12 protein-coding genes and 1 tRNA gene are annotated in these 17,381 nt (G+C 61.4%); 5 read left to right on the top strand and 8 right to left on the bottom strand.

The features are described from left to right. Nucleotides 1-3: 3 nt before the first annotated feature. On the bottom strand, nt 4-2,553 hold the full coding sequence (mprF, locus tag AACW87_RS21130) for a bifunctional lysylphosphatidylglycerol flippase/synthetase MprF (RefSeq protein WP_241326072.1): 2,550 nt from the start codon (nt 2,551-2,553) through the stop codon (nt 4-6). Between the two features lie 447 nt (nt 2,554-3,000). Beyond that, nucleotides 3,001-4,626 (bottom strand): MCR-3-related phosphoethanolamine--lipid A transferase, encoded by a 1,626-nt coding sequence (locus AACW87_RS21125; RefSeq protein WP_241326071.1) that lies wholly within the window; start codon nt 4,624-4,626, stop codon nt 3,001-3,003. A 403-nt stretch (nt 4,627-5,029) separates the two neighbouring features. Between AACW87_RS21125 and AACW87_RS21120 the strand changes: the two genes are divergently transcribed. After that, the gene (locus AACW87_RS21120; protein WP_098983732.1) at nt 5,030-5,809 is read left to right on the top strand and encodes a COG4705 family protein; all 780 of its coding nucleotides are present in this window, start codon (nt 5,030-5,032) and stop codon (nt 5,807-5,809) included. Between the two features lie 141 nt (nt 5,810-5,950). Continuing rightward, nucleotides 5,951-7,156 carry an MFS transporter gene (locus AACW87_RS21115; protein WP_241326070.1) on the top strand — a complete coding sequence of 402 codons (1,206 nt, stop codon included), beginning with the start codon at nt 5,951-5,953 and terminating at the stop codon, nt 7,154-7,156. 63 nt (nt 7,157-7,219) lie between these two features. Here AACW87_RS21115 and AACW87_RS21110 read toward each other — a convergent pair. Continuing rightward, nucleotides 7,220-7,307 (bottom strand) — tRNA-Ser (locus tag AACW87_RS21110). A 184-nt stretch (nt 7,308-7,491) separates the two neighbouring features. On the opposite strand from AACW87_RS21110, the gene AACW87_RS21105 reads away from it, so the two are divergent. From AACW87_RS21105 to AACW87_RS21095, 3 genes are all read left to right on the top strand, one after another. Further along, the gene (locus tag AACW87_RS21105; RefSeq protein ID WP_042652487.1) at nt 7,492-8,148 is read left to right on the top strand and encodes a Bax inhibitor-1/YccA family protein; all 657 of its coding nucleotides are present in this window, start codon (nt 7,492-7,494) and stop codon (nt 8,146-8,148) included. A 334-nt stretch (nt 8,149-8,482) separates the two neighbouring features. Then, nucleotides 8,483-10,636 (top strand): YccS family putative transporter, encoded by a 2,154-nt coding sequence (yccS, locus tag AACW87_RS21100; RefSeq protein ID WP_241326069.1) that lies wholly within the window; start codon nt 8,483-8,485, stop codon nt 10,634-10,636. A 24-nt stretch (nt 10,637-10,660) separates the two neighbouring features. Next, a complete protein-coding gene (locus AACW87_RS21095; protein ID WP_043139376.1) occupies nt 10,661-11,005 on the top strand; it encodes a TusE/DsrC/DsvC family sulfur relay protein in 345 nt (114 codons plus the stop codon). 98 nt (nt 11,006-11,103) lie between these two features. On the opposite strand, the gene dedD is transcribed toward AACW87_RS21095, so the two are convergent. The 5 genes from dedD to AACW87_RS21070 all read right to left on the bottom strand — a co-directional run bounded on the left by dedD (nt 11,104) and on the right by AACW87_RS21070 (nt 17,373). Then, nucleotides 11,104-11,883, bottom strand: a complete 780-nt coding sequence (gene dedD, locus AACW87_RS21090) for a cell division protein DedD (RefSeq protein ID WP_241326068.1) — start codon at nt 11,881-11,883, stop codon at nt 11,104-11,106. Between the two features lie 99 nt (nt 11,884-11,982). Next, a complete protein-coding gene (gene folC, locus AACW87_RS21085; RefSeq protein WP_241326067.1) occupies nt 11,983-13,242 on the bottom strand; it encodes a bifunctional tetrahydrofolate synthase/dihydrofolate synthase in 1,260 nt (419 codons plus the stop codon). A 2-nt stretch (nt 13,243-13,244) separates the two neighbouring features. Further along, a complete protein-coding gene (gene accD / locus AACW87_RS21080; protein WP_042866098.1) occupies nt 13,245-14,108 on the bottom strand; it encodes an acetyl-CoA carboxylase, carboxyltransferase subunit beta in 864 nt (287 codons plus the stop codon). Between the two features lie 119 nt (nt 14,109-14,227). Then, nucleotides 14,228-15,037: a tRNA pseudouridine(38-40) synthase TruA gene (gene truA / locus AACW87_RS21075; protein ID WP_103470482.1), complete on the bottom strand. Its 810-nt coding sequence runs from the start codon at nt 15,035-15,037 to the stop codon at nt 14,228-14,230. A 167-nt stretch (nt 15,038-15,204) separates the two neighbouring features. Beyond that, nucleotides 15,205-17,373, bottom strand: a complete 2,169-nt coding sequence (locus AACW87_RS21070) for a FimV/HubP family polar landmark protein (RefSeq protein WP_241326066.1) — start codon at nt 17,371-17,373, stop codon at nt 15,205-15,207. Nucleotides 17,374-17,381 lie beyond the last annotated feature (8 nt).

Genomic DNA, 17,381 nt, shown 5'->3' with positions numbered 1-17,381 from the left:
CTCCTATTTCTTTATCAGCCCGAACGGGCCTCGGCTTATCAGGGAAATCAAGTTGGTCAGGGTTCTGGGCAGCACCAGCTTGCCGGTGCAGAGCAGATAACGGGGTTCCCAGCGCGGGGAGAACTTCTCCTTGTAGCGTCTGAGCCCCTGGAAATTGTAGAAACGGCTGCCACGGGTAAAGATGGTGTTGCCAAGCCGGGTCCAGTAACCGCTCAAGGGGTGGTCGTTGAAGCCGGACATGGGCGCCATGCCGAGGTTGAAGCTGGCATAGCCCTCGGCCTTGCCCCACAGCAGCAGCTCGACGAACAGAAAGTCCATGATGGGCGCCGTGCCCGTGTCCAGGCTGTAGCGCATCAGATCGATGGAGAGGCTCTCCTTGTTGTCGCTGACCCAGAGGTTGGCGAAACCGACTATCTGCCCGCTGTGCCGCACCAGCGCCGCCGGGCTCAGGCTGAGGTAGTCGGGTTCGAAACTGCCGACCGAGAAGCCCTTCTCCTTGCCCTGCTTGCTCTGCAGCCAGGTATCGGAGACCTCCTTCAACCTGGACAGCAGCGCCGGTAGCTGATCTGCCGCCACCACCTCGAACGACAGCCCCTCCCGCTTGCCCTTGGCATGGCTCTGGCGCAGGTTGCGCAGCCGGCTGCCGGCCAGATCGAAGCCCGGCAGAGCGACGATGGCCTCCTCCCCCAGCTTGAACGGGATCAACCCCAGTTCGAGATAGAACGGCAGGTAGCGGGCCGACACCTGATAGAACACCGGGCTGGCATCGTGCTGATCGCACAACTCCCGAAACTGCCACAGCAGCTCCTCGATAAGCTCGGGCTGTCCGATGGGATCCCCCATCACGATCCAGCCATTCCCCTCGACGCCATACATGAGAAACGCCTCGCCACCGGGGTGAAACAGCAGCGACTTGTCACCAAGCTGGGCCAGGTAGCCATGACAGCCCCCTTCGCGCACCACCAGCGCCTGGGCCTGGGCCAGCTCCTCCGGCTCCGGCTTGCGACCCGAGACCCGCAGCGGCGCCAGCAGTTGCGCCACCCCGACCACGGCCAGCACGGCCACCACGCTGCCCATGGCCCGCAGGCCGCGGGAGGCGGCGCCATGGGGCGAGAAGTGGAACCAGAGGGCGTGGTCATACTCCACCTGTCGGTAGGAGAAGAGCAGCAGCCAGAGCGCCCCCAGCAGCACGGCCCCCACCGAGATGAGCCAGCCCGGGGTGAACTGGGCGTGGAGCAGGGAGCCCTTGCGATAGAACAGGACGCGACAGGGGGTGATGATGAGCAAAAACAGCCCGAGCAGCAGGGCCGATTCCCAGTCAAACCCCTTGAGCAGGGAGAAGATCATCCCCAGCGCCAGCAGCAACTGGGTGATGCGAAACGCGGCATCGTGGCGCCGGTAGAGGCTACGCGCCAGCAGGATCAACAGCGCGCCGCTGACGCTGCCGAGCACGTGGGAGAGCTCCAGCAGGTGCAGCGGCAATACCTGCAAGAGGATCTCGATGCGTCCGCGCATGGTGGGGATCATGCCCGAACAGAGCAGCAGGCTGCCCGCCGCAAAGGCGCCCAGGCTGATCAGCGCCGGCAGGAACTCGCGCACCGCCGCCATTATGCCCTGCAGACGGCTCCAGCGGGCCCGCTGTTGCAACAGCTCCTGGCTGGTAAACAGCAGCAGGGCACAGAGGAAGGGCAGCACGTAATAGATGCAGCGATAGAGCAGCAGGGAGGCCAGCAGCTTGTCCACCGGCAGATACTTGGCGAGCAGCAGGCTCATGCTCGCCTCGAACACCCCGATCCCGCCGGGCACATGGGCCAGCACCCCGAGAAAACTGGCCAGCACGAATGCGCTGAGCAACACCGGATAGGGGACGCTGTCCGTCGGCAGCAGCACATAGAGCACGGCGGCCGCCGCCATCCAGTCCAGCAGCGCCACCAGCAGTTGCAGCAGCCGCGTCCTGAATACAGGCAGCACCAGTTGGTGGCCACGCCAGGTCAGCGCCGGTTTTGGCCAGAACAGGTAGGCCAGCACGGCCAGCAGCGCCATTCCTCCCGCCAGATTGAGCAACCGATCGGCCCACAGCGGCCAGCTCGGCAACAGGGTGGAGGCCTGCCCCACCAGCAGGGCGCTGCCCCCCCAGGCCAGCAGGCCGAGGAAGAAGGTGACTGAGCAGAAGACGATGACCCGGGCCACTTCCCCGGTGCCGAGCCCGAGCGAAGAGTAGATGCGATAGCGCACCGACGAGCCGGTCAGCAGGGCAAACCCCAGGGTATTGGAGAAGGTGTAGGCGATGAAGGAGGTGACCCCCACCTGCTGCCAGGGCAGGCGCTTGCCGAGGGCATGCACCGCCAGCATGTCATAGCAGCAGAGACAGGCATAGCTGAGCAGCGTCAGCAACAGGGCCCCGCCCAGAAGCGGTATCGGCAAGGACCAGATGGCCAGCCGGATATCGTGCCAGTGCCAGAGATGAGTCAGACGATAGAGGACGGCCAGTGCCGCCCCCAACAACAACAAGCTACATAACGGGCCTAACCAGGTGAACAGATGACGCCGCATTGCCAATTCCTACCGACGCGGATCATGGCTGCCCGCATCATGTTGCTGAAAACAGCCACCAGCGACGGGGAATGCCCCGTGCCTTGACCTTTGATTGACCATGTTGCGAGCCCGCGACCGGCATATGGCACATGCAATATGTACCCTGCCCCGTCACCCGAACCCGGCTTGCCATGGCATCCCACTTTATATCGACTTTTTTGGAAAAGACGAGCCTTGGCAGAAGAATAAATTACTCAGTCGCAGGCAGATTAATTCGCCTGCAATAAAGTGGCTTGCTCCCCGTGAATCACACTGCCTTCACTGGCGAATAAATAGCCAGCAGGCTCATCATACACGCGGTCCAACAAACGACCAGCAGGAACACGCATCAACCAGACAACAGCCATGGCCCGGCAACCCCCAAATAAAACGGGGAGCCAGGCTCCCCTTTTTATCATTGGCTCATTATTGAACCGTTCGACACTGGCTGAACATATCCAGCTGCTTGTCATATACCGCCGTATCGACATCCCATATGCCCAGCACGGACGAGAATAAATTGTCATGAGAGTAGCGAGTGCTGGCCGCATGTTGCTGCAGGCAATCGAGATTGACCCCCTTGTCCCGGGAGAAACCGGGCGACATCCACACCTGCATGGGCACCCGGGTCTGATCGTCCGGAGCAAATTTGTAGGGCGTGCCGTGCAGATAGAGACCCAGGGCTCCCAATGATTCCCCATGGTCCGAAATATAGACCAGCACAGTATTGTACTTGTCTTCGTATTTCTTCAGCTTGTCGATCATGCTGGCGACCACGTAATCGGTATAACGTATGGTGTTGTCGTAGGTATTTTCCAGCTCCTGATCGGTGCAATTCTCGATATCGCTGCGCTGGCAGTCCGGCAGGAAATGGCGATGGGAACCCGGATAGCGTTTGTAATAGGTAGGCCCATGGCTGCCAATCAGATGGAAACCCACCAGCTTGTCCCCTTTCATGGCGGCCAGTTCATCGTCCAGCCCCTCCAGCACCACTTCGTCATAGCAGGTGTTCTTGTCACAGAATTTGGGGTGATCCTGCGGCTTCACCACCATGTTCGGCACCCGATCACAGACCCCCTTGCAACCGCCGTCATTCTCCTTCCAGAAGATGGAGATGCCGCTCTTTTGCAGCACATCCAGCAAGCCTTCGCTGTTGCGCGCCACATTGCCATCAAACTCGTTGCGCCCCATGTTGGAGAACATGCAGGGCACAGAGACCGCCGTCGCTGTGCCGCAGGAGCGCACATCCTTGAAGGAGATGATCCCCGCCTGCTTGCTGGTGAAGGGATTGGTCTCCTTGTGATAGCCGTTCATGGAGAAGTTCTTGCCGCGGGCCGTCTCCCCCACCACCAGGAACATCATGGTCGGCTTGTCGGCCTTGCTCACCCGTTTGGCATCATCCCCCATGCGCTTGAAGGGGATGGGTTCGGCCAGATAGCGCTTGTAGAGGTATTTGGTGGTGCTGTACATGTAGTTAGCCGGGACTATCTCCCGATTCAGGGTCTGGTTGTTGCGACCGACCGAGGCGTAATCCTGATAATAAGCCGCGGCTATCAGCCCCAATACCAGCAGGGATGCCAGCATGGAGAGTCCCCGTTGCAGCAGACCCTGATACCACTTCGCCGGATACTCAATCTTGATGAAAAACAGCAGCACGGCGGGCAAGACCCCGGCCAGCAGCACCCAGCTGACGAGAGGCATGCTCAGGTAGGAGTGAGCCTCGCTCTGGTTGGTTTCAAAGATGTTCTGGATCATGTCGCCATCAAACAGCACCCGATATTTCATCATGGTGTAGCTGGCGATGGCCCCCGAGATAAACAGGAAGGCAAAGAAAGGCTTGATGAAATAACGTACGGAAAAGGGCATGAATACAAAGTTCAGGGCCGCAACCAATACGATGGGAATGGAAATGGCAAACCCGAGCTTGACGTGTTCAAGTTGGGTCAATATTTCATAGAAATGCAGCAAAACTGACCAGTTGAGCAGAAAGGCAAAGAGGAATGCCAACAGAAAAACAAATGGAACAATTCTTATTTTGAGAAAAGAAGGCATGTATATCTCCCTATTACACTTCTTTATTACACCGTTAAAATACTTATTCATGTTGGTGTTTAAATATTTGGCGCCGGATGGTAGCAGAGCCATGAAGACACCGGGCAGGATATTTTCAGACGCCCCTGATAATGTGAGTCATGTCAATAAACACCAAGAAAGATGCAGGCTAACCCACAATACTTAAGGAAAAATTAAGCAGCCCATGATAAATAACCGCTCAAAAAAAGAGCGGCTCACCGCCATGGAGATGCCAAAAGGCCCCCGGCCATCAGTGAGGGCTGCGCCGCGCGCAATAAAAATAGTGATGCGCTCCCTGCCTCTTAACACTTGCTTAAGACTTCTCGGCAACGCTGTGCCCTGACGAGTCCTCGTCGAACGGCATCAGCGAGAGAGGGTTAACATGCATAGCAACAGCAACGCAGCAATCAGCAAGGTGCCAGAGATCACCCTGGCATTCTGGGTCATCAAAATTCTGGCAACCACGCTGGGAGAAACCGGTGGCGACGCCGTCTCCATGTCGATGGATCTCGGTTATCTGGTAGGAACGGCGATCTTTGCCGTCATTTTCTTTGTATCGGTCAGCGCCCAAATCGCGGCGACCTCCTATAAACCCCTGCTTTACTGGACCACCATCATAGCCACCACCACGGTCGGCACCACGCTCGCAGACTTTGCCGATCGCTCGCTTGGGCTCGGTTATGCTGGCGGCTCCACCCTGCTGTTCCTGTTGCTGATGGGTTCCTTCTTCACCTGGTACAAGTTTCAGGGCAACATCTCCACCGGCAGCGTCACCACGCCCGGTACCGAGATGTTCTACTGGATCACCATCATGTTCTCCCAAACTCTGGGGACGGCACTGGGTGACTGGACCGCGGATGAAGCCGGCTTTGGCTATGCAGGCAGTGCCGTGCTGTTTGGCGGCATGCTGGTGGCCATAGTGGCAACCTACTACCTGACCCGGGTATCGCGTACCCTGCTGTTCTGGGCCGCGTTCATCCTGACCAGGCCGCTGGGCGCAGTAGTAGGCGACTTCCTGGACAAGCCGCTGAGCAAGGGAGGGCTGGAGCTGAGCCGTTATTCCGCCTCCTTTACCCTGCTGGCCGCCATCGCCGTACTGGTGCTGATCTCGACCATCCAGCACAGACGCCTGGCCAATGCCGAGCTCGATATAGAGCAATAACCCCTGCCACCGGGACAGGCTGCTGCGCCAGCCTGTCCCATTTGCCTGCGCTCCTGATCAGACGGTGCAGCCCTCAACCTTCGGCGGGCAGCGCGGCTGACTATGCTCTGAGAGAGCCGCTTCCGTGCAAGGCAAATCACCATGATCCCGCACTCGTCCCGTCACACACCCCTAACCCAGATCCCGCGCGGTGTCTGGGTATTGGGCTTCGTCAGCATGCTGATGGATATCTCGTCCGAGATGATCCACAGCCTGTTGCCACTCTTCATGGTGACAGTGCTCGGCAGCAACGCCCTCACAGTCGGCCTCATCGAAGGGGCGGCGGAAGCCACGGCGCTGATGGTCAAGGTCTTCTCCGGCACCCTGAGCGACTATCTGGGGCGACGCAAGGGGCTGGCCCTGCTGGGTTACGGGCTGGGGGCCCTCACCAAGCCGCTGTTTGCCATGGCATCCGGCAGCGGACTCGTACTCGCGGCGCGACTGCTGGACCGAGTCGGCAAGGGCATTCGGGGCGCACCCCGCGATGCGCTGGTGGCCGACCTCACCCCGGCGGCGCTGCGCGGCGCCGCCTTCGGCCTGCGCCAATCCCTCGACACGGTCGGCGCCTTGCTCGGCCCCCTGCTGGCGGTGGGATTGATGCTGCTCTGGCACGACGATTTTCGCGCCATCTTCTGGCTGGCCGTCATACCCGGGCTGGCTTCGGTCACCCTGCTCGCCATCGGCCTGCGCGAACCCGCACAGCCCGGGCCAGCCGTACGCAGCAATCCCTTGCGGCGCGACAATGTGCGCCGGCTGGGAGTGGGATACGTGTGGGTCGTCGTCATCGGCGCCCTGTTCACCCTGGCCCGCTTCAGCGAAGCTTTTTTGGTGCTGCGCGCCCAGCAGACCGGCGTACCGCTGGCCCTGGTGCCGCTGGTCATGGTGGCGATGAACCTGGTCTATGCCCTCAGCGCCTACCCGTTCGGCCGCCTCTCGGATCGCCTGCCTCACACCTGGCTGCTGATATGGGGAGTGCTGGTGTTGATCGCAGCCGACCTGACCCTGGCCGCGAGTACCCACTGGGCCGTCATGCTGGCTGGGGTGGCACTGTGGGGTGTGCACATGGGGATGACCCAGGGGCTGCTGGCCGCCATGGTGGCCGCCACGGCGCCCGCTGATCTGCGCGGCACCGCCTATGGTCTCTTCAATCTGGTCAGCGGCCTCGCCATGCTGCTGGCCAGCCTGGTGGCGGGCTGGATGTGGGATAGCCTGGGCCCGGCCTTTACCTTCTACACGGGCGCGGCCTTCTGCCTGCTCACCCTGCTGGTACTGCTCTGGCGAACAGGCTCAACCCCTGACAACGGATGAAAAGCCCAATCACAGGCAGCAAAAAGCCCCAGACAACGAGGTTGTCTGGGGCTTCTCTGAAGCTGGCGGAGGAGGTGGGATTTGAACCCACGGATGGTCGCCCATCGCCGGTTTTCAAGACCGGTGCATTCAGCCGCTCTGCCACCCCTCCGAACGGCGTGCATACTACGTCAAGCCCTTGTTCATATGCAATACATATTTGTTCTGGGATAGTAGGGGGCAACAGGCTGGGGTAGCGCTTGAAATCAGCGCTCGTCATCCCCACATTCAGTGCATACAATGCGATAACGAAGCGGAATCTGCCGCCTCAACCGGAAATCAAGAGGACACCCAAGATGGATACCCGTTCTATCTACACTGGCACCCAGAGTGCCGCGCGCGATACCAACAAGGTGCTGCGCAACACCTATATGCTGCTCTCCCTCACTCTTGGCTTCTCTGCCGTTGTGGCCGGGGTCGCCACCGTGATGAACATGCCGCCCCTGCACTGGGCCGTGTTCCTTATCGGTGTGTATGGTCTGATGTTCCTGACTCAGAAGAACCGCGAAAACGGCATGGGGCTGGTGTTCACCTTCGCCCTGACCGGCCTGCTCGGCTACAGCCTGGGCCCCATCATCAACATGTACATGAACAATGGTGGTGGCGAGATAGTGATGACTGCCCTGGGCGGCACAGCGCTGACCTTCTTCGGTCTGTCGGCCTATGCCCTGACCACCAAGCGTGACCTCTCCTTCATCGGCGGCATGCTGTTCGTCGGTTTCTGGGTGCTGCTGGTGGCCATGGTCGCCAACATCTTCCTGCAGATGAGCGCCCTGAGCCTGGCCCTGTCCGCCATGTTCATGCTGTTCTCCTCCGGTGCCATACTGCTGACCACCCAGCAGATCATCCGGGGCGGCGAGACCAACTACATCTCCGCCACCGTGACCCTGTATGTCTCCATCTACAACATCTTCCTGAGTCTGCTGAGCCTGCTTGGCGGCAACCGCAACTGATGAACAACCCCGCTTCGGCGGGGTTTTTATTGATGCCTGTTTCTGTCAGGATAAGTTGTAAATCAAGGATATGAAGCCAAGTGGCCCTGATCCAAATCAGGGCCGCTTCGCGCTTGGCGGGTTAGTATTCCGTTCTCGTTTCGTTCAAGGGTTGCTCTTGTCTCATGCCGATGGATTTCTCTGGCCTGCTGCGCCGACTGTTGACTGACAGTCACATCGATTTTGCTTCGCTCAAGGGTGGTGCCTAGCATGCCCATGGACTTCTCTGGTTTGTTACGCCGACTGCTGACTGACAGCCATATCAATTTTGCTTCGCTCAAGGGTGGTGCCTAGCATGCCCATGGACTTCTCTGGTTTGTTACGCCGACTGCTGACTGACAGTCATATCTACTTCGCCCTCAAGGTGTTGCTGGCCATGGTGGGGCTGCTGGCCTTCACCCTGGCGACGGGCGACATCCAGCTCACCGTACTGCTCTCCCTCGGGGTGGTGGCCGGCGCCATCGCCGAAACCGACGACAGCCTGTGGGGCCGGGTCAAGAACCTCGGTATGACGCTGCTCTGCTTCCTGTTTGCCTCGCTCTGTGTGCAGTACCTCTTCCCGACGCCCTGGCTGTTTGCCCTGGGGCTGGCGGGATCGACCTTCATCTTCGTGATGGTGGGGGCGCTGGGCCAGCGCTACGCCACCATCAGCTTCGGCTCCCTGCTCATCGCCATCTACACCATGCTGGGGGCCGCCAAGGCGCCGGATCTCTTCTACCAGCCGCTGGCGCTCGGCGCAGGCGCACTCTGGTACGGCCTGGTCTCCCTCATCTGGCTCTGGCTGCTGCCCTACAAGACGTTGCACGAGCAGCTGGCCCAGAGCTACTTTGCCCTGTCTCGCTATCTGCTGGAGAAATCCCGCTTCTTTCCGGCGGATGAACACGGCGCCCAGGCCATTCGCCACAATCTGGCCCAGCTCAATATCAATCTGGTCAATGCGCTGACCCTCACCAAGTCGGCACTCAACGCCCGCCTCAGCACCCGCCATCAGGCGGCGCCCGAGCTTGCCAGCCTGCTGCGCCTCTACCTGCTGGCGCTGGAGATCCACGAGCGGGCCACCTCCAGCCACTACCCCTACAGCAAGCTGGAAGAAGAACTCAAGCAGGGCATAGTCCTCGACGGCTTCCAGGAGGTATTCCTGCAGCTCTCCGAGGCGTGCCAGCGACTCGGTTACGCCATCCTGGTGCACAAGCCTTATGCCCACAACAAGCGCATCCACTGGACCTTGGAGGCCCTCGGCGATCAGCTGGAGTTCACCCACCTCAAGCAGCACTATCCCAAGACGCTGCTGACGCCGATGAAGTTCCTGCGCCGCAACCTGGCCAGCATCAACCAGCTGCTGGGCAGTGCCGAGGAGCTGCAAAACCCGACCCAGGCACAGGCAAGTCTGCCTGCCCTGGCACGCCCGCCCCGCCTGCCGCTGCTGACCCAGCTCAAGCAGCATCTGACCCCGAACTCCATGGTGTTTCGCCACGCACTGCGCCTGTCGCTCGGGTTGGTGGTGGGTTACGGCATACTGCAGGCCTTCAATCTGGACAAGGGTTACTGGATCCTGCTGACGGTGCTGTTCGTCTGCCAGCCGAGCTACAGCGCCACCCGTCGCCGGCTGGTGCAGCGCATGCTCGGCACCTTCGCCGGCCTGCTGGTGGGGATCCCGGTGCTCTGGCTGTTCCCCGAACTGCATGTCCAGCTGGTGGTGATGGGGCTGGCGGCCTTCCTGTTCTTCACTCAGGTGCGCAGCAACTACAGCGCCGCCGTCTGCTTCATCACCCTCTATGTGCTGATGGCATTCAACCTGCTGGACGGCATAGGGTTTGCCATCCTGGGGCCGCGCATGCTAGATACCTTCCTCGGCTGCCTGCTCTCCTACGCCCTGGTGGCCTGGCTGTGGCCGGACTGGCAGTACAAGCGGCTGCCGACCCTGATCGCCAACTCACTGTCAGCCAACGCCCGCTATCTGGCGGCCGTGCTCGCCAGCCTGCAACAGCAAAGAGATGAATCCATCGACTACCGGGTGGCCCGCAAGAGCGCCCATCTGGCCGACAGCGAGCTGGCCATGGCCTGGCAGAGCATGCTGGTGGAGCCGCAGAAGCGTCGCCGCTTCCTCGATCTCTGCTTCACCCTCACCTGGCGCAATCACGCCCTGCTCTCCTACATCTCGGCGCTGGGCGCCCATCGCGACAAGCTGGAAGCCATAGGCGAGCTCGACGAGATCAGCCGCCACCTGAGCCATACCCTGGAGCGGGCCGCCGGTCACCTGGCGGGGGAGATGCCGGCGCAGATCGAGGGCCAGTGCCCTGTGATAACCCCGGACAGCAGCGAGGAGCAGCTGATGCTGACCCAGCAGCTCACCCTCATCAGCCAGCTGGCGGACGAATTGCTTACCCTGGCCAACGAGAGCCGGTTGCTCACAGGGGATCAAGGCGCTACCATGCCCGCCCAATCCTGATAGCCCCTTTGCGAGGAGCCCCTTATGTCTGAAAAACATCAGCTGGCATTCAACGGCCAGACCATCGACACCGATGCCAAGGGCTATCTGCTCAACAGCAGCGACTGGAGCGAGGAGCTGGCACAGGTGCTGGCCGAGCAGGAAGGGATAGTGCTGGAGGAGCCCCACTGGGAAGTGGTGCGTTTCGTGCGCGCCTTCTATCTGGAGTTCAACACCTCCCCCGCCATTCGCGCCCTGGTCAAGGCAATGGAGAAACAGTATGGCCCCGAGAAGGGCAACAGCCGCTATCTCTACAAGCTGTTCCCGGAAGGCCCCGCCAAGCAGGCAACCAAGATAGGCGGCCTGCCCAAGCCGGTGAAATGCATCTAAAAACCGGTCCGGCCTCCCGCTGAGAGACCATGAACAGGTTCTAAAAAAATACCGCGCCTTGGCGCGGTATTTTTTATTCGCTGTTCGTCAAACCCGCATCAGGGGTTGTAAGCCACCACTGAACCGCTGAGCCCCGTCATCTGGCCGATGCGACCCTGCATGCCCTGCAGCTTGGCCTTGGAGACATCCGGCCCGATGAAGACGCGGTTGAGCTGACCCTGCACCGGCGTTCTCGGCGAGGTGTGGGCCGAGTAGCCCGCCGCCCGCAACTTGCCTACCAGGGCATTGACGCTGTCGACGTTCTTGAAGGCGCCGAGCTGCAGGATCCAGCTGCCCTGAGCCGGCGCGGCCGCGGCGGGTGCCGGGGTGGCTACCTGCGGTGTCATCTTGCTGGCAATGAGATCATCCATCGACTTGATCTGACCCGCCTGCGGCTTGGTCTCCACCGGTTTTTTCACTTCCACCGGCTTGGGCGCTACCGGCTTTGGCTTGGGCGGCTCGACCGGCTTCTTGGCGATCACCTCAGGCTTGGGCTTGACGACCGGCTGAGTCACCGGCTTGGTGGCAGGCGGCTGGGTCTGCGTCGCCGGGGTCTTGTTGGCCGCGAGCGTGACCGGATCCGAGACCTCCTCGACCTGCCACTGCTCGGCAGCAGAGGCCTGCTGCTGGCTGGCCAGATGTTCCGCCGGCAAGGCGCTGGCGGCTGAGACCTGCAGCGCCGGTTTGGCGGGTTCCAGCTCGGGGCGCAGCGGGATCTTGGCAAACGCCTCTTCCTTTTGCTCCAGCTTGTGGCCGTCCATCAGATCCGGCAGAAAAATGACAACCAGGGCCACCAGGATGACGGTCCCCACCAATCTGTTCTGAAACTTCGAAGCCAAGTTAATTCCTACCCATGTTGCTTAGCCTATGACACGCAGACGAGGGACTGGCCCGGGAAAACAGACCCGACGCCGTGCCATTCAACCTGCCAGTGCCGATCAGGACGCAGTGCCCGCCAGAATGTCGGCGACAGTGTAAAACGAACCAAACACAATGACCATATCATCAGGACTCGATGCGGCCAACGCGGTCTGATAGGCGACCGTGACGCTATCAAAGCGCTGAGCCAGTCCCTTGTCCTCCCCCAGCGCGGCAGCGAGCTGCTCGGCACTGGCGGCGCGCGGGCCGGTAAGACTGGCAAGATACCACTCACTGATGAGGCCGTTGAGCTCGGCAAGCGACCCCGCCATGTCCTTGTCTTTGAGCATGCCGACCACGGCGCGGCGCACACCTGCGCAGGGAATGTGACGCAGCTGGCTAGCCAGATAGGCCGCAGAATGGGGATTGTGGGCCACATCGACGATGACCAGGGGCTCGCTTTGCAGCCGTTGCATTCGCCCCGCCAGCCTGGCATTGGCCAGCCCGGCACGGATGGCAGACTCCGGCAGCGGCAAGCCGAGTGATTCCAGCGCCGCCAGCACGGTGACCGCATTCATCAGCGGCAGGGCCGGTTTGGGCAGATCCCGCCACTGGTTGAGGCCGTGATAATCCCAGCCGGTGTCGTGCTCATCGCCGTGGAAGTCGCGGCCGACCTGACGCAGGCAGGCACCGAGGCGCTGCGCCTCTGAGGCTATGGTCGCCGGCGGGTTGGGCTCACCGCTGATGGCGGGTTTGCCGGCGCGATACACTCCCGCCTTCTCCACTGCCACCGCTTCGCGGGTATCTCCCAGCCAGTCGCAGTGATCGAGCGCGATGGAGGTGATCATGGCCACATCGGACTCCACCACATTGGTGGCATCGAGCCGGCCGCCCAGCCCCACTTCCAGCAGCAGCACATCGGGTGCGGCGCGGCAGAAGAGCCACAAGCCTGCCAGGGTGGCGAACTCGAAGAAGGTGAGCGCTATCTCGCCGCGGGCCGCTTCCACTTCGGCAAAGGCAGCGCAGTGATCGCCGTCAGCCAGCTCGGCGCCGTCGATGCGCACCCGCTCGGTAAAGCGCAGCAGATGGGGGGAGGAGTAGACACCGACTTGGTAGCCGGCGGCCATCAATATGCTGGCCGCCATGGCACAGCTGGAGCCCTTGCCGTTGGTGCCCGCCACAGTAATCACTTTGAACGGCAGTTGGGTAAGACCCATGCGCCGGGCGACGGCACCGACCCGATCCAGCCCCATGTCGATGTTGACCGGGTGGATCTGCTCCAAATAAGAAAGCCAGTCGACCAGCGACCGGCTTTGGGATTGTTGCATGTTTGAACTCATCTTCACTCTTCGATGACGTGAGTATTCAGCATTTTGGCGAGCAGGCTGGCCAGACGGTTGCGCATCTCGCGGCGATCAATGATGAGATCGATGGCGCCCTTCTCCAGCAGGAACTCGGAGCGCTGGAAGCCTTCCGGCAGTTTCTCGCGCACCGTCTGCTCGATGACGCGCGGGCCGGCAAAGCCGATCAGCGCCTTGGGCTCGCCCACGTTGATGTCACCCAGCATGGCCAGACTGGCGGAGACGCCCCCCATGGTGGGGTCTGTCAGCACAGAGATATAGGGCAGACCCGCCTTGGTAAGCCGGTCCAGCGCCGCACTGGTCTTGGCCATCTGCATCAGGGAGAAGAGCGCTTCCTGCATGCGGGCACCGCCGGAGGCGGAGAAGCAGACCAGACCGCGGCCTTCCTTGATGCTCTCCTCGACGGCACGTACGAAACGGGCGCCCACTACGGAGGACATGGAGCCACCGATGAAGGAGAACTCGAATGAACAGGCGACGACCGGCACCCCCTTGAGGGTCCCCTTCATCACCACCAGCGCATCTTTTTCTCCCGTCTCTTTCTGAGCGGCAGACAAACGATCCTTGTAGCGCTTGGAATCCTTGAATTTCAAGACATCCTGCGGCTCCAGCTCGGCACCGATCTCGGTGCGGCCCTGCTCATCGAGAAAACTCTCGAGACGGGCACGAGCGCTGATGCGCATATGATGATCACACTTGGGGCACACTTCGAGATTGCGCTCCAACTCTGCCCGGTAGAGCACCTGTTCACAAGCACTGCACTTGGTCCACACCCCTTCCGGAATGTTGTGACGACGAGGTGTAGTGATCTTGCTCTTGGGAAGGATCTTCTCAAGCCAGCTCATGGAATTCCTTAATGCTTTTGTGCCTGACAAAACGCATCGAGCCTAGATTGTTCAATGACTTAATAGCTCGATGGCAATAAATGACGGATCATTAAACCACAAATTTTCGGGGCCAGTTACTAAAAACTGGTCGTACCCGGTGCCGAGTCCGGCAGCCAGAGCGGGCCAAGCGGCAACTGCGGCAGGGCGAATTCAGCCGGGTAATCCACGTCCACCAGATAGAGGCCACCGGCCTTGGCGGTGGGCCCGGCCAGGTTGCGATCCTTGGCGGCCAGCACCTCGGCAATCCACTCCACAGGTTTGAGTCCCTGCCCCACCAGCAGCAGGGAGCCGGTGATGTTGCGCACCATGTGGTGCAGGAAGGCGTTGGCCTTGATGTCGAGCACGATGTAGGGGCCGGAGCGGCTGACGCACAGATGCGTCACATTGCGCCAGGGGGTGTTGGACTGGCAGGCAACGGCGCGGAAAGTGCTGAAGTCGTGCTCCCCCAGCAGGCTCTGGCCCGCCCGGTGCATCAGCTCGGCGTCTATGGTCTCGTGGTAGTGGCTGACGCCGCTGCCGAGGATCGCCGGACGGTAGTTGTGGTTGTAGATGACATAACGGTAGCGACGGGCGGTGGCGCTGAAGCGGGCGTGGAAGCTCTCGTCCACCTGCTTGACCCAGCGCACGGCGATGTCCGGCGGCAGGTTGGAATTGAGCCCCAGGGTCCAGGCCCCTTCGGCACGGTTCGCCTCGGTATCGAAGTGGATCACCTGACCTGTGGCATGCACGCCGGCATCGGTGCGTCCGGCGCACTGGATGGAGACAGGGTGGTTGGCAATCCGGCTGAGGGCCTTCTCCAGCTCGGCCTGCACACTGATCACTTCTCGCTGACGCTGCCAGCCGAAATATCGGCTGCCGTCATATTCAATACCTAGGGCAATTCGCATGGATAACACTTGTCTTATGGTGAAAGAAGGGCGGTAAAAGAAACGGGGCGGATTATACGCGCTCAGGCTGAAAAGTCCCAAAAACCGCATCCCGCTCGACAAGGGCCCCAGTAGAGAAGGGCAGCCTGCTGGCTGCCCTTCGTTACCTGATCACATCATGCAAGGGGTTACCCCAGCCGCTTGAGCAACTTCTCGGCCTCGGCGCGCTGGTGATCCGTGCCCTGCTCTGCCGCCTCTTGCAGCAGCTCGCGGGCGCTATCCTTGTCATCGATCTCGAGGTAGGCGCGGGCCAGATCCAGCTTGGCCCCCACGCCGCCATCGTCGGCATCCACATCAAATCCGGTGGATTCCGGCAGCACCTCGGGGAAACCATCCAGCCCCACGTCCAGCGAGAAGCCCTGATAAGGCTCCTGCTCAGTGGTACTGGCATCGGCCTCGGCCAGCAGCTTGTCGATCTCGACGTAGCCGCTCTCCTGCGCCTGTTCCCGTGGCTTCACGTCTCCCTGATGGGATTCCACCTCGGCGAAGGCATCCTCAAAATCGGAGAGCGCCAGTTCGTTGGGATCCCACTCCAGATCCGGCTCTGCCGCCTTGCCCTTGGCCGGTGCCAACCCCAGTTCCGCCAGCATCTCGTCGGCGCTGGTATCGGCGGCGCTCTGCTGCGCACTCTCCTTGCCAGCGGCAGGCTCGGCAAAGGCGCTTTCGAAGTCGCTCAAATCAAAGGAGGCCAGCTCCTCGTCGCTGACCACGGGCTCGGCATCCGGCTGGCCGTCATCGTCGGCATCCAGATCCAGATCGGCGGTGAGGTCGGCGTCCAGCTCGGCAAACAGCGCGGCCTGCAGCTCCTCCTCACTCATGACCTCATGACCGCCCTTGGGCGGGTTGAACTCGCTGGCGAGATCGAGATCCGGCCCGGCATCGAGCTCGATGGACTCGTCATGGGCGAGATCCAGCTCGGGCACCAGATCCGGGTCACGGATGGCAGCCTTGGCGGCCGGGGCAGGTTCCGGCTCGAAACTGGCCAGATCCATCTCGCCATCGTCGCTGAACACCAGATCGGCTGGCGCCTCTGGCTCGGCCACCGCCATATAACCATCAGGCGTGTTGAGATCCGGTCTCGGCCGCATCGGCTCCTCGTCCGCGATGCCGACCGTCATCAGCTCGTCAAATTCGCCGCTCTCCTGATCCATGACCATGGCGGTGGATTCGGACAGGCTCTTCTCCTGCTCCTCCAGCTCGCGACGGGCACGGGCACGCAGCCAGAGCGTGACCAGCGCCAGCACCAGCAACACGGGCAGCAGTATGATCATCGCCAGGTTGAGCGGCGAGGCGAGCAGGTCCATCAGCCAGTTCTGCTTGGGCTCGGGAGCCGCCGCCACCGGTGGTACCGGCTTGGCTTTCAACTCGGCAATCTCTTTTTGCAGCGCAGTCTGATCCAGCAGCTGGGCCTTGAGGGTCTCCACCTCTTCGGTCAGGGATTGCAGGCGCAGCTTGAGCCTGTGGTTCATCTCAGTGACCTGGCCGAGCTGGGCATTGGCATCTTCCAGCGCCAGCGCCATCTCGGTGGAGGGCTTGCCGACCGGTTTGCCCACATCGGCCGGCAGCGGAGCCGGGGCGCTCGCACTGGCGGCGCTGGTTGTTGCTGCCTGGCTTGGCACGGGTTCGGTCGCCTTGGCAACCTCTTTGACCTCGGCGGCCGGTTGCGGCGTGGTCACCTTGGGTACGGGTGCCGGAATGGGGGCGGCCTTGGGCGCAGTCACCTTGGCAGGCACGGCGGCGACCTTGGTCTCCGCCGGCTTGGCCGGCTGGGCATGTTTGTTGGCCAGGTATTTCGGGCTCAGCCCTTTCCAGCTGGCGTTGTCGCTGTTGAAACGCTGACGAGCCTGCGCATCCGTGATGACGCTGGCCTCGGCGGCGCTTGGCAGCTGAATGCGGGATCCCACCAGTATGTGGTTGATGTTGCCATCGGCAAAACTGCGGGGATTCTTCTCGTAGATCGCCACCATGGTCTGGTAGACGCTCACCTTGTTGGAGGGGCGGTACTTGCTCGCCAGACTCCAGAGGGTATCGGTGGGACGGATCGGGCCATAACTGCCGGCATTGCTGGTCGCAACCTGCCGCACTATGGGCTGGGCCCTGGCCTGGCTGGGTTGGGACGTGGCGCGGGGAGCGGCGACGGGTTGCGCCAGCGGCTGGGAATTGACGGCAGGCGGAGCCGGTTCGTCCGGGCCCTTGAGCTCAACAAAAAAAGGCTCCCGCGCCGAGTCTTCAGCCTGAGCGGTGCCCAGCAGACCCAATGCGAGTAGCGTTGCCAATGTTATGCGGGAATGTCCCATATTCGTTC

The organism is Aeromonas sp. MR7 (assembly GCF_963899385.1).
Lineage (GTDB): Bacteria > Pseudomonadota > Gammaproteobacteria > Enterobacterales > Aeromonadaceae > Aeromonas > Aeromonas bestiarum.
This window is presented reverse-complemented; position numbering and strand designations above follow the sequence as displayed.